This window comes from Cellulomonas pasadenensis (assembly GCF_047229365.1).
Classification (GTDB): domain Bacteria; phylum Actinomycetota; class Actinomycetes; order Actinomycetales; family Cellulomonadaceae; genus Cellulomonas.
The window spans coordinates 64,380-76,953 of the sequence record NZ_JBFTEP010000001.1; the positions used below are offsets into that span (position 1 = coordinate 64,380).

Annotated in this window: 14 protein-coding genes; 3 read left to right on the forward strand and 11 right to left on the reverse strand. The window is 76.5% G+C overall.

The features are described 5' to 3' along the window. Positions 1–98: 98 nt before the first annotated feature. The 9 genes from AB6N23_RS00365 to AB6N23_RS00405 form a co-directional block, all read right to left on the reverse strand. Entirely contained in the window at positions 99–1,265 is a 1,167-nt protein-coding gene (locus AB6N23_RS00365) for a hypothetical protein (protein WP_412863683.1), read from the reverse strand. 119 nt (positions 1,266–1,384) lie between these two features. Further along, positions 1,385–2,251, reverse strand: coding sequence for an AraC family transcriptional regulator (locus AB6N23_RS00370; RefSeq protein ID WP_412863685.1), 867 nt, complete (start codon positions 2,249–2,251; stop codon positions 1,385–1,387). Positions 2,252–2,322: 71 nt separating this feature from the next. Beyond that, complete coding sequence (locus AB6N23_RS00375) at positions 2,323–2,721, reverse strand: HNH endonuclease (protein ID WP_412863687.1); 399 nt, start codon at positions 2,719–2,721, stop codon at positions 2,323–2,325. Between the two features lie 81 nt (positions 2,722–2,802). Then, the gene (locus AB6N23_RS00380) at positions 2,803–3,495 is read right to left on the reverse strand and encodes a response regulator (protein WP_412863689.1); all 693 of its coding nucleotides are present in this window, start codon (positions 3,493–3,495) and stop codon (positions 2,803–2,805) included. Next, on the reverse strand, positions 3,492–4,763 hold the full coding sequence (locus AB6N23_RS00385; RefSeq protein WP_412863691.1) for a sensor histidine kinase: 1,272 nt from the start codon (positions 4,761–4,763) through the stop codon (positions 3,492–3,494). Before AB6N23_RS00385 ends, AB6N23_RS00380 begins: the two co-directional genes overlap by 4 nt. Positions 4,764–4,768: 5 nt before the next feature. Further along, positions 4,769–5,737 (reverse strand): CPBP family intramembrane glutamic endopeptidase, encoded by a 969-nt coding sequence (locus AB6N23_RS00390; RefSeq protein WP_412863693.1) that lies wholly within the window; start codon positions 5,735–5,737, stop codon positions 4,769–4,771. Between the two features lie 140 nt (positions 5,738–5,877). Then, on the reverse strand, positions 5,878–6,447 hold the full coding sequence (locus tag AB6N23_RS00395; protein ID WP_412863695.1) for a hypothetical protein: 570 nt from the start codon (positions 6,445–6,447) through the stop codon (positions 5,878–5,880). Positions 6,448–6,557: 110 nt separating this feature from the next. Next, a complete protein-coding gene (locus AB6N23_RS00400) occupies positions 6,558–7,031 on the reverse strand; it encodes a GNAT family N-acetyltransferase (RefSeq protein WP_412863697.1) in 474 nt (157 codons plus the stop codon). 153 nt (positions 7,032–7,184) lie between these two features. After that, positions 7,185–7,847 (reverse strand): hypothetical protein, encoded by a 663-nt coding sequence (locus tag AB6N23_RS00405; protein WP_412863699.1) that lies wholly within the window; start codon positions 7,845–7,847, stop codon positions 7,185–7,187. 108 nt (positions 7,848–7,955) lie between these two features. Here AB6N23_RS00405 and AB6N23_RS00410 point away from each other — a divergent pair, with 108 nt between their 5' ends. Continuing rightward, a complete protein-coding gene (locus AB6N23_RS00410; RefSeq protein WP_412863701.1) occupies positions 7,956–9,494 on the forward strand; it encodes an SDR family NAD(P)-dependent oxidoreductase in 1,539 nt (512 codons plus the stop codon). A 13-nt stretch (positions 9,495–9,507) separates the two neighbouring features. Here the strand turns inward: AB6N23_RS00410 and AB6N23_RS00415 are convergent, their stop codons facing one another. Next, the gene (locus AB6N23_RS00415) at positions 9,508–10,131 is read right to left on the reverse strand and encodes a PadR family transcriptional regulator (RefSeq protein WP_412863703.1); all 624 of its coding nucleotides are present in this window, start codon (positions 10,129–10,131) and stop codon (positions 9,508–9,510) included. Between the two features lie 433 nt (positions 10,132–10,564). Next, positions 10,565–11,140: a TetR family transcriptional regulator gene (locus tag AB6N23_RS00420; RefSeq protein ID WP_412863705.1), complete on the reverse strand. Its 576-nt coding sequence runs from the start codon at positions 11,138–11,140 to the stop codon at positions 10,565–10,567. Between the two features lie 104 nt (positions 11,141–11,244). On the opposite strand from AB6N23_RS00420, the gene AB6N23_RS00425 reads away from it, so the two are divergent. Together AB6N23_RS00425 and AB6N23_RS00430 are read left to right on the forward strand one after the other, a co-directional pair. After that, on the forward strand, positions 11,245–11,649 hold the full coding sequence (locus tag AB6N23_RS00425; RefSeq protein ID WP_412863707.1) for a hypothetical protein: 405 nt from the start codon (positions 11,245–11,247) through the stop codon (positions 11,647–11,649). A gap of 87 nt (positions 11,650–11,736) precedes the next feature. Continuing rightward, a complete protein-coding gene (locus tag AB6N23_RS00430; RefSeq protein ID WP_412863709.1) occupies positions 11,737–12,561 on the forward strand; it encodes a TspO/MBR family protein in 825 nt (274 codons plus the stop codon). Positions 12,562–12,574 lie beyond the last annotated feature (13 nt).

A 12,574-nucleotide genomic window follows, 5' to 3' on the forward strand; every position in this document is an offset into this window, starting at 1 on the left:
GGCCGTCCCCGGCGCGCGGGGTGCGGGCGGTCACGACGGCCGCCCGCACCCGCGTCCCCCGGGCCGTCAGGCCGGGGCCCGACCGGACCGCGGCCGGGTCACGACCGCGGCGCCGCCGGCACCCACAGCACGCCGCGCTCCGCGAGGAAGTCGCCCGTGACGGTGAGGACGTGCCCCTTCTCGCTGAGGTCGACGACGGTGACGTCGTCCTCGGTGAGCGCGCCGAGCGGCACGAGACGCCCGTCCTGCCACACGAACGGCTGCGCGACCTCGGCCCCGCCGGCCGTCGTCGCGCCCAGCTGGCCGGCGACCTGCCCGCGCTCGTTGACGTCGCTCGCGAGGCTCCACCCCTCCCCGACCACGCCGAGCGGCACGGGCACGCCGTCCCGCCAGACGACGCCCGTGCCCCGCTGACCGGGCGCCGGCGCGCTGACGCCGACCACGAGCCCCGCGTCGTTGAGCGCGAGGGCGAGGGACGTCTCGTGCCCCGGCAGCACGCCCAGGCGCCGGATCGCACCGTCCCGCCAGAGCGCCGCCTCGCGGAACCAGCCGGTCCGGCCCACGGACCCGGCGACGTGCCCGCGGTCGTTGAGGTCGACCCCCCGCAGCCGGGCGCCCGCGTCCCGCAGCTCCGTGAACCGGCCGCGCGACCAGACGTAGACGAGGTCGGAGTCGTCGGTGTACTCGCTGGCCGCGAGCACCTCACCGCGGTCGTTGAGGTCGAGGAGCGACGCGCTGGTGCGCGCGTCGGGGAACGGCGGAGGCGTCAGGTCGGTGCGGGTGCCCGCCGTCCAGACGAAGGGGTTCTCCGACCACGTCGCCGGCTGCGCGACCGAGCCGCCGACCTGCCCGCGCTCGTTCACCGCCAGCCCGTAGCCGTCCTCGGCGAGGACCGTCGTGGTGCCGCCCCGCCACAGGAACGCGTCGGACGCCTCGCCCGGCGCGGGCTGCACGTAGCCGGTCACGTGCCCCCTGGTCGAGATGTCGGTCGCCGTGGCGGACTGCGCGTCGGGGGTCAGGTCGGTCATGACGCCGCGGTCCCACAGGAACGCGTGCCACCGGCCGTCGGCCGTCTCGGACGTGCCGACGACCTGGCCGCGGTCGTTGACGGCCGTGGGCGTCGTGCGGGCGCCGCCGAGCGTGCCGAGCTCGACCGGGGTCCACCCGGCGGGTCCGCGCGGCTCGGCGTGGGCGGGCGTCGTCGACAGCGCGAGCGCGGCGGCGAGGACACCCGCGGCGAGCGCGGGACGGAGTCGTGCGGTCATGTGGGAACCCCCCGTGGACGTCCGGCACCGCGTCGGTCGCGGTGTCCGGTTCGTCCGTCTTATGGGCACCGCCGCGTCGCGGGCAAGGAGACCACGGGGTGAATGCGCGGCGCCGGCGCTCAGGCGCCCTCGACCGGCAGCCAGAGCTCGACCGTCGCGGTGCGGAAGTCGTCGGCGCGGTCGAGCACCGCGACCACCTCCGGACCGGGCCGCAGCCGCCACGGGTTCGACGGGAACCACTCGGTCGCCGTCGCGGCCCACACCGCCTGCAGGGCGTCCGGGTAGGCGCCCGCGGCGCGGAAGACGGCCCACGAGCCGGCGTCGACGGCGACGACGTCGAGGTCCTCGGGCACCTCGACCGCGTCGCTGACGGCCACGCCGTGCAGGTACGTGAGCTCGCTCCCCTCGCGGCGGTCCGGGTCGAGGTCGGTGCTGACGGCGAGCAGGCCGCGCGGCTCCGTGTCACCGAGGGCGCGCAGCCGCACGTGCTCCTGCGGGTCGAGCGCCGCGACGTGCTGCTGGATCGCGGGGTTGACCCCGTGGTGGACGAGGGGGACGCGGGCGGCGTGGCCCACGAGGCGGAAGGCGGGCGTGGTGACGAGGCGGACGTCCATGGCCGATGCTCCTTCGACGGTCAGGCGGAACCTGAGGCGGGGCTGGGTGCGGAGGGGGCCGCCGTCACGCCGGGCCTGTCCCGGGCTGACGCCGTGCACCGCCCGGAACGCCCGCCCGAAGGCCTCGGCCGAGCCGTACCCGTGGCGCACCGCGACGCCGAGCAGGTCCCCGCCGGCGACGACGTCCGCCGCGGCGAGGGTCATGCGCCGGCGGCGCACGTACTCCGACAGCGGCATGCCCGCCAGCGACGAGAACATCCGGCGCAGGTGGTGCTCGGTGGTGCCCGACCTCGCGGCCAGGCCGGCGACGTCGAGCTCCTGCGCGAGGTCCTCCTCGACGACGTCCACGAGCCGGTTGAGCCAGGCGATCACGGTGCTCCCTCCCGCCGACCACCCTGGTACGCCGGCACGTGCCGGCGCCCGACCGTCCCGGACCGGTCCGGTCAGGACGCCGGGCGGACCGGCACCTCGTCCGCCGGGTCGACCGGCGCCCCGTCCGGCGGACCGCCGCGCAGCCCGGCGCGGACCGTCGCGTGCCGCAGCAGGAACGCCCGCTCGTCGAGACGCTTGCGCCGCAGCCACGCGGTCACCTCGGTGTTGCACTTGCTCGCGTTGCACGACGCGCACGCCGGCACCACGTTGTCGACGGTGTAGCGCCCGCCGCGCGAGATCGGGAGCACGCAGTCGCGCTGCAGGGCGCGGTCGGCGGCGCCGCAGTAGGCGCAGCCGCCCCAGGCGTCGACCAGCGCGGCCCACTCCCGGTCGGTCAGGTCGTTCTCGACCCGCCCGAGCCGCCGCGCCCGCCGGCGCGCGGCGCGCTGACGACGGATCCCGGTGGCCACCCGACCAGCGTAGGAGGCGACGCGGCGGCCGGGCGGGCGCCGCGCCCGTGGGCCACCGGTGCGGGCGGACGACGCCGCCGGTCAGCGCCCGACGTCGACGATCCCGTTCTGGTACGCCCACACGACGGCCTGCAGCCGCGAGCGCACGCCCAGCTTCGGCATGACCCGCGCCAGGTGCGACTTCACCGTCGACACCTCGAGGTACAGCTCGCGGGCGATGTCCTCGTTCGACATGCCCTGCGCCAGCAGCAGGAGGATGTCGAGCTCGCGCGGGGTCAGCAGCTCGCTGGCGCGCGCGGCCGTGACGGGCACGGTCCGGCGGCGCGTGACCACCTCCCGCAGGACGCGCCGGGTCAGGGCGTTCGCGAGCATGCCGTGCCCCGCGGCCACCGAGCGGACCGCCTCGACGAGCGTCGCCGGCTCGGCGTCCTTGAGCAGGAACCCGGACGCGCCCGCCTCGAGCGCGCCGAACAGGTACTCGTCGACGTCGAAGGTCGTCAGCACGAGCACCGGGACCGGGTCGGCGACGTCCGGGCCGCAGAGCGCGCGGGTCGCGGTGATGCCGTCCGTGCCGGGCATGCGGATGTCCATGCACACGACGTCGGGACGCAGGGCGCGCGCGAGCTCGACGGCGGTCGTGCCGTCCGCTGCCTCGCCGACGACCTCGATGCCCGGCTCGGTCGCGAGCATGGTGGACAGGCCGGCGCGCACGAGCGGCTGGTCGTCCGCCACGAGGACGCGCACGGGCGGCGCGGCGGGGTCGGCGTCGCTCATCGGTGCTGCTCCTGGGTCGTCGCGGGTGCGGCGGTGGTGGGGACGGACAGCGCGACCTCCCAGCCGCCGTCGTCGGTCGGCCCGTACCGGAGGGTGGCGCCGGTCAGCTCGGCACGCTCCCGCATGCCGACGAGGCCGTAGCCGGGATCGTGCCGGGCGGGCGTGCCGCCGGGTGCCGGCGCGTCGTTGCGGACGACGACCTCGACCCGGCCGTCGGCGCGCGCGTCCAGGGCGACCTCGCAGCGCGCACCGGTCGCGTGCCGGGCCGCGTTGGCCAGCGCCTCCTGCACGACGCGGTACGCCGCGAGCTGCGCGAGCGGGCCGACCGCGCCGGACGCGGCGAGCTCCGCGACGGGGCCGGCGGTGCGCAGGTCGACGGCCAGCCCCGACGCCCGCGCCCGCGCGACGAGGTCGGAGACGCCCGCGAGCGTCTCCATCCGCACCGGCGCGGCCGGGTCCGACGGGGAGTCGACGTCGCGCAGCAGCACGACGAGGTGCCGCAGGTCGCGCAGCATCGCGGTGCTCTGCTCCCGCACCTGCGCGACGGCCCGCTTGGCGCCGTCCGGGTCGACGTCGATCTGCCGGCCGATCGCCGCCGTCATCACCGCGATGCCGGACAGGTGGTGCGCCGCGATGTCGTGCAGCTCGCGCGCCATCGCAGTCCGCTCCCGCTCGACGGCGACCTGCACGAGCGCGTCCCGGGCCCGACCCTGCGCCTCGACCGTGCGGGCGAGGGCCGCCACCGCGTCCCGTCGTGCCCCCACGACGCTGCCCAGCCCGAGCGGCAGGCCCACGGCCGCCACCCCCTGCAGCGCTCCGGCGACGACGGCCGGCCACCCGCCGTTGCCGACCCCGGTCTCCGCGGCCGCCACGCCCACGGCGACCAGCACGCCGGCCGCCAGCAGCGTGGGCGTCAGCCGGCGGGCGGGTCGCGCGAGCACCGCCCGGTACACCGCGACGACCACCGCCAGGAGCCCGACCCCGACCACCTCGCCGAGGCCCAGCAGCGCGGGGACCAGGGCGGCGGTGACCAGCACCGCGGCGCGCGGGCGCGCACGGGCGACGCCGAGCGTCACCGCCTGCAGGGCCAGCACCAGCACCGCCCACCACCAGGCCGCGGTCCCGGACCCCGGCACGCCGACCGCGGGGGCCTGCCCCGCCCCGGTGGCGATCGTCGACCCCGCGAGCAGAGCGGTCGCGAGCAGCCAGCAGGCCGCCGGTACGACCGAGGTCGTCCGGCGGCCGCGCTGAGCGAGTCGCTCGATCACCGTGGTCACGATAGACGCGCCGCCTCGCGCGCGAGCCCGGTCGTGGCGGCCGGCTGCGGCGACGGCTGACCGTGCACGCCGGGCGTGACGTCCGGCCGGTACCCGAGGTCGCCGCGGCTGCGGACGAGCACGACGACCGCGCCGACGCCGGCCGCGACCAGCAGCGCGCTCTGCACCGTGTCGCGTCCCATGCCCGGGAACACGTCGGCCCACGCGACGGACGCGAAGTTGTTGATGCTGACGTGCAGCAGCATCGACATCGGCAGGCTCTGCCCCGTGCGGTTGAACACCCACGTCATCACGACGCTGAACGTGATGCAGAAGGCGACGAAGGCGACCGGCCGGAACCACGGCACCTCCGGGTACCCGCCCCACGAGGTCAGGAACAACGGCAGGTGCCAGACGCCCCACAGGACCCCGACGACGAGGGCCGCGCCGAGCCCGCCGATCCGGCGCTGCACGCGGGGCAGCGCGAAGTCCCGCCAGCCCGGCTCCTCGGCGAGACCCGTGGTGACCATCTGCATGAGGAGCCCCGGGACGAGCGCCGCGAGCACCGCCGCGGACGGCACCTGCACCTCGCCGCCGGAGAACAGCAACCCGGACAGCACCAGCGCGAGGGGGACGCCGGCGAGGATGCCGACGTACCAGCGCCAGCTCACGCGCCACCGCCACAGCCGGCGCGCCCACGCGCGCAGCCCCGCCCGCCCGTCGGCCACGGCGGTGACGAACAGGGCGGCGCCGATGGGGCCGAGGTACGCGCCGGGGAGCATGCCGAGCAGCTGCCCGCCCTCGTCCCCGGGGAAGCGGAGGTCCCACACGCCGAGGCCGTGCAGCGACAGGACGTACGGGATCCACGCGATCCAGCTGGCGGCGATGGCGAGCACGAAGAACGACAGGACCGGACGGCGGCGGACGACGTCGAGCACGCCGCCGCGCCGCGAGGGTGCGGCTGCCTGAGCAGGGAGGACGCTCATCGGAGTTCCCTTTCGTCGGAGTCGGTGTGACGTGACTCGACGCTAGGAACCGGGGACCTCGCACCGCGCCGTGCGGAGGGTGGGACGTGCGCGCTTGCATCGAAGGGTGGAGGCGCGCGCCGGGTGGCGCGCGCACGGCGTCAGCCGCCGACCGCCGGCGGGTCGACCGGGGCGCCGTCGCCGTGCGGCGGCAGGTCGCCGCGCTCCACCGGGGGGCCGACCACGGGGGCGTCGCTGAACAGGTGGCCGAGCTCGCCCGCGCGCGGCACCCGGACCGCCGCGGCGGCCGCGCGCAGCGTCGCGGGGTCGACGCCCTCGCCCTCGAGCACGACGTGCACGTCGTCGTGCACGAGGGAGCACCGCAGGACCTCGTCGGGCGAGCCGGCCAGCTCGCCGCACGGGACGGCGGTCGGGTCGGGGTACCGGTCCGCCCGGAGCAGCACCGTGTCGAGGGTGTCTCCGTCGGTGCGCGTGTACACGGCCGCCATGCCGTCCCCGCCGGAGACCCCCACGGACTGCGTCGCGAGCCCGAACCCGTCGAGCTCCGTGACGCGCACCAGCTCGGGCGCGATCCCGGCCGGCTCGGCGCGGGCCGCGAGCGCGGCGCGGTCCGCCGGCTCCGTGGACGACGCACCGGCCCCGAGGCCCGCGCACGCGGCCAGCACGAGCACCGGGGCGGAGACGGCGACGGCGGTCCGGGTGCGGGTCACAGGGGCAACCTACGTGCGCGGGACGCCGCTCCGTGGGCGTCCGGCCCGGCGTCGACGGAGCTGCTCGCCGCCAGGGCGTGTCTCCCGGTCGGCCGCCTTCGCCTCGCACGTCAGAGCAGCAGCTTGGCCATGAAGAGGCAGGGAGTGCCGGGCCAGAGGTCGGGGAGCTCCTCGAGGCGGACGAAGCCCTGGTCGCCGTAGAACAGCCGAGTTCGGCGGTAGCCCTCGTCGGGGTCGGCCTCCCCGAGTGTCTTCACGGTGAGCATGCGCGTGCCACGCGAGAGGAGATCGCCTTCGACCTCGGTGAGCAGAGCCTTGCCGACGCCCTGGCGGTGCCAGGCGCGCTTCACGGCCATGAGGTGGATCTCCGCCGTCTCGGGAAAGTGCTGCTCGATGAGCACGACGCCGATCTGCTCACCGGCCGGCGTGATGGCGACGTAGTTCGGGAGCGTGTCGGCGGCGGTGACGTAGGCCTCGGTGGCGTCAGGACGGCCGAACCACTGGGGCAGGTCCTCCAGGATCGTCCGGACCGCGTCCCGGTCGCCGGACGCGTGCCGTTCGATCCGTAGGCGGGGCGACTCCATGCGTGGAGGTTAGGGGACGAGGCTCAGCCCCGGAGCCAGGCCAGGACGACGCCGCCGCGGTAGGTCTGGGCGCGCTCGTCGTGACGGGGCGCGGAACCCGAACCGCGTCCGGCACCGGCAGACACATCGGCGTCCCGCCCTGCCCTGGTCCGATCAGGACGGCCGGTGGCCGCCCTGGTCCGTCGACGGCGTGGTGGACCTGCGCCGGGCCGCGGCCGACGTCCCGAGGAGGGCGGCCGTCACGGCGGCCGCCACCGCGGCGAGCCACGCGGCCGCGGCGGCGTCCGCGGCGCTGTCGTACCCGCTGACGCGCACCACGTCGGGATCGGCGACGGCGAGGTCGACGCGGACGTCGCCACCCACCCGCAGGTCCTCGTCGACGTCCTCGAGCGCGGCGTGGTGCGTCCGGCCGTCGACGGCGAAGGTGACGTCGTACGAGTCGGGACCGCGGAACCGCTCGTCGTGGCGGTCGACCGTCGCGGTGGTGGTCACGTACCCCGCCTCGAACGCGGCACGCTCCGCCGCCGCGTCCCGCCACATGACGGCGCCGACGACCGTGACCAGGGCAGCCACCAGCGCCCACCGGAACGCGCGGCCACCCGGGCCCGTCCACGGCAGGCGCCGCACCGCGTCCTGGGCCCGCTGCTCGGCACGGTGCCGCTCGGCGTCACGCCGCTCCCGACGCCGCGCCGCGTGCTCGTCGCAGAGGACGTCGCGGTACTCGGGCAGGCGCACGTGGCACCCGCACGGTCGTGCGCTGCCCGGCACGACGCGGTGCGGCGCGGCGTCACGCCCCACGCCACCGTCGACACCCATGGCGGCACCCTAGGAGACGCGGCCGTCCGCGGGCCGACGTGCAACGCCGCGTACGATCCCCCGGGCCCGCGATCGCGTCGGCCCTCCCCCACGCAGGACGGACGGCGCATGAGCGCGCACACCCCCACGTCGGTCGCCCCCGCCGACGACTCCCTCCACCGCGCCCGCGCGAGCGGCGCGGCACCGGAGCTGCCGGGGGTGAACCCCGCCGACTTCGCGACGTTCCTGCGGGTCGTCGACCAGGTGGCCGTCCTGCCGCAGGACCACCCGCAGCACGCGTCGGCCCGTCGCGCCGCGTCCGGGCTGTTCAAGGCGGCGAAGAAGCACCGCCGTGGCGAGAAGCGGCGCATCATCGCGGCGGCCGACGCGGCCGTCGTCGCCGCGACCGCGACGGGCAGTCCCGGGCGCATCGACGACGAGACCAACGGCCTGCCGCTGACGTCGGCGACGACGGGCGCGACCGCCGGGACGCTGCTGCGCGCGCGGCCCTGCTACGTCTGCAAGCAGGACTACACGGTGGTCGACGCGTTCTACCACCAGCTCTGCCCGCCGTGCGCGGCGCTGCACCACGCCAAGCGGGACGCCCGCACGGACCTGACCGGCCGGCGCGCGCTGCTCACGGGCGGCCGCGCGAAGATCGGCATGTACATCGCGCTGCGCCTGCTGCGCGACGGCGCGGACCTCACGATCACGACCCGGTTCCCGCGGGACGCGGTCCGCCGGTTCCGCGCGATGCCGGACGCCGAGGAGTGGCTGCACCGCCTGCACGTGGTCGGCATCGACCTGCGCGACCCGTCGCAGGTGGTGGCGCTCGCGGACCACGTCGCGGCGGAGGGGCACCTCGACGTGCTCGTCAACAACGCCGCGCAGACCGTGCGCCGCTCCCCCGGGGCGTACGCGCGGATCGCCGACGCGGAGTCGGCGCCGCTGCCCGCCGACGCGGCGCGGATGATCACGACGTTCGGGCAGACGAGCGACGCGCACCCGCGGGCGCTCGCCGGGTCGGTGAGCGATCTGACGAGCCCGGCGCTCGCGATCGAGCGGGCGGCGCGCGCGGCCGCGGACGAGCTGGTCGCGCAGTCCCTGACGGCGGAGGCGGCGAGCCTCGAGCGGCTCGTCGCCGGCACGTCGGTCGACGCGGGCGGGCTGGTCCCGGACGTCGCCGGGACGAACAGCTGGGTCGCGACCGTGGAGCAGGTCGACCCGATGGAGCTGCTCGAGGTGCAGCTGTGCAACCAGACGGCGCCGTTCCTCCTCATCAGCCGCCTGCGACCGGCTCTGGCCGCGTCGCCGGCGCGCCGGACGTACGTCGTCAACGTCTCCGCCATGGAGGGGGTGTTCGCGCGCGGCTACAAGGGCCCGGGGCACCCGCACACGAACATGAGCAAGGCCGCGCTCAACATGCTGACGCGCACGAGCGCGGCGGAGATGCTCACCGACGGCATCCTCATGACCGCCGTCGACACCGGCTGGATCACCGACGAGCGCCCGCACCCCACCAAGGTGCGCCTCGCCGAGGAGGGCTTCCACGCCCCGCTGGACCTGGTGGACGGCGCCGCGCGCGTGTACGACCCGATCGTGCGCGGCGAGGCGGGCGAGGACCTGTACGGCTGCTTCCTCAAGGACTACGTGCGCGCGGCCTGGTGACGCGCGCGGCTGCTCACCAGTCGGCGCGCCGGGCGGTCTCGCGCATCTCCTCCGGGACGGCGACCGCCCGGCCCGGGTCCGGCGGCCAGTCGGCGACGACGCCGGTCGCCCAGTCCGCCCACTCGGCGACGAGCCGGTAGTAGTCGGTGAGGAACCGCCCGACCAGCATCGTCTGCGCGGCGCGCTCCGGGAACGGCCCCGCGTCGGCCTCGTAGGCACGCGCGGCCGCGAGGTTCTCCTCGTTCTGGGCGCGCGCCCACGCCCGTGCCGCGGTGAGCGTGGCGAGCGCGTCGTCCGTGGTGCCGTGCTCGGCGAAGGTGATCTTGAGCAGCTGCTCGAACTCGAGCACGGGGCCCGCGCCCGGCTCCCGGTGCCAGCGCGCGAGGGCCTCGCGGCCTGCGTCGGTGATGGCGTAGACCGTGCGGGCGCGGCGGCCGGTGCTCTCGGCCGTCGCCTCCGCGAGGCCGTGCGCGACGAGCTTCTTGGGCTCCTCGTAGAGCTTGCTCTGCGCGCGCGGCCACATGCGGCCCACGCTGCGGTCCATCTGCCGGGTCAGCTCGTACGTGCTCCAGGGACGCAGCGCGAGGAGGCTGAGCACGGCGTACGACGTCGTCGACAGGGCCGGAGTGCTTGACATGGTCCTCCCTTCGGGACTATTAAGGAATAGTCCCAAAGGGACTATAGCAAGAGGAGGCGGGACCATGAGCGAGGACGTCACGGTGCGGGGCGCCGAGCGCCTGCGCGTCGCCGAGGGGAACGTCGCCCAGCTGCGGGCGTGGGACGGGCCCGAGGGCGACCACTGGGCCCGCCACGCCGACCAGTACGACGCCGCGCTGCAGGAGTACGACGACCCGTTCCTCGTCGCCGCCGGCCTCACCGCCGCCGACCGGGTGCTCGACGTCGGCTGCGGGGCGGGGCGGACGACGCTCGACGCGGCACGCCGGGCGACGTCCGGCTCGGCGCTGGGTCCTTCTGGGTCGGCGTCCCTGGGTTGGTCAACGCCCCGCTGGCGGTCGCCACGCTCGCGGTCCTGCGCCGCGGCCGCCGCCCGCGCACCGTGCGGTGCGCCGTCAGCGGGCCAGCACGGCGGCGCACATCGCGTCGCCGATCCAGGCGGCGTACTCGTCGTGCGACCAGCCGCGACCCGCGACCAGCAGGTGCCACACCTGGACGCTGTTGAGGGTCCAGATGCGGTCGCGCGCCGCCTCGGCCGTGAGGCCGGGCGCCAGGGCGCCGAGCTCCTCGACGCGCCGGGCGACCATGAGGGTGCCGACGGCCCGCTCGCCGTCGGTGACGCGCACGTGCTCGACGAGGTCGGGGTCGCCGGCGGCCGCGCCGTTCGCGAGCCGCAGCATGAGCGGCCCGACGCGCTCGAGCAGCTGCCGGCCGAGCTCGGCGTAGCCGTGCAGGAACGCCGCCGGGTCGGTGAGGGCGTACAGGCGCCGCACCTCGGGGCGCTCCGCCATCGGCACGGGCTCGTCGTCGCCCGCGAGCGCGACGTCGTAGGCCGCCTTGAGCAGCTGCGGCTTGCCGCTGACGGTGTTGTAGACGGTCTGCGTCGACACCCCGGCGCGCGCGGCGACGGCGGCGACGCTCGTCGCGGCGTACCCCTGCTCGGCGAACAGGTCGGCCGCCGCGGCGAGCACCGCCGCGCGGGTGGCGCGCGCCTGCTCGGCTCGTCCCGACCCGATCCGCCACGCGCGCGCTGACGTGGCGCGACTGGACGCTCGGCGCCACCGCCGCGCTCACCGTGTACTCCACGGGCGTCGCCTGGCAGGCCCAGGCCGTGTCGTACCCGCTGTTCGGGGACGTCGGTGCCGCGGAGTTCGCCGCCTACCACCTGGCGTACGGGGCGGCGATCCCGTGGGTCGTGGTCGTGCCGGGCTTCGTCGGCTTCCTCGCCGCGGCGGCGCTGCCGTGGACGCGCCCGGCCGACGTCCCGCGCCCGCTCGCCGCGGTCGCCGCCGCCGGTGGGCTCGTCTCGATCGGCGTCACCGTGCTCTGGGCGATCCCGATGCACGACCGCCTCGACGCGGCCGGGTTCTCCCCCGACGTGCTCGACAGCCTCCTGCGGGCGAACGCCGTGCGCACCGGCGCGCTCACGGTCGCGGCGGTCGCGCTCGTCGGGGCGCTGCTGCGTCGCCGGGCGGCCTGAGGCGGTCCGGCGGCGACGGCCCGCACACCGCGGCGCACCGCCGCCGTTCGAGATGCTCAGCATGCTGAGCACTGGCACGCTGGGGGCATGGAGACCATGACCGCGGCCGTCGGCCGCCCCGCCACGTCCCGCGACCGGGTCCGTCAGGTCACGGTCCTCGTCGGCGCCGCCGTCGCGATCGTCGGCGCCGCGATCGGCTCCGGCGCGTTCGGCGGCCAGCCGGTCGCGGAGGCCGCCGGCGGCGCCCTGTCCGCCACCGCCACGCCGCTCGCACCGGACGGCCCCGCGTTCTCCATCTGGTCGGTCATCTACACCGGCCTCGCGGTGTTCGCCGTCGTGCAGGCGCTGCCGCGGCAGGCCACCGACCGTCGGCTGCGCGCCGTCGCGTGGTGGGTGCTCGCGTCGATGCTGCTCAACGCGCTGTGGATCGCCGTGGTGCAGGCGGACTCGGTCGGCGGCAGCGTGCTCGTCATCGTGGCCCTGCTGGCCGTGCTCGCGACGACCTACGTGAAGCTCGTCCGGCTGCCGCACACGGGCCGCGCCACGTCGCTCGTCACCGACCTGACCGTCGGGCTGTACACGGGCTGGGTCAGCGTCGCCACGCTCGCCAACACCGCGGCGTTCCTCGCCGACGCCGAGGTCGGCGAGCTCGGCCTCGGCGCGACCGGGTGGTCCGTCGTCGTGCTCGCGGCCGCCGCCGCGCTGTCGGTCGCGTACGCGGTGTTCGGGCGCCGCCGACCGACCGTCGTCGTGCCGATCGGGCTCGCCATGGGCTGGGGCCTGCTGTGGATCGGCCTCGGCCGCTCGAACGGCCCGCTGCTCGACGGGACCGTCGCCACGGCGGCGTTCGTGGCCGCCGGGATCGCGGTGCTCGCCCCCGTCGTCGCGACGGTCACCGCGCGCCGGCGCTGAGGCGGCCGCCCGG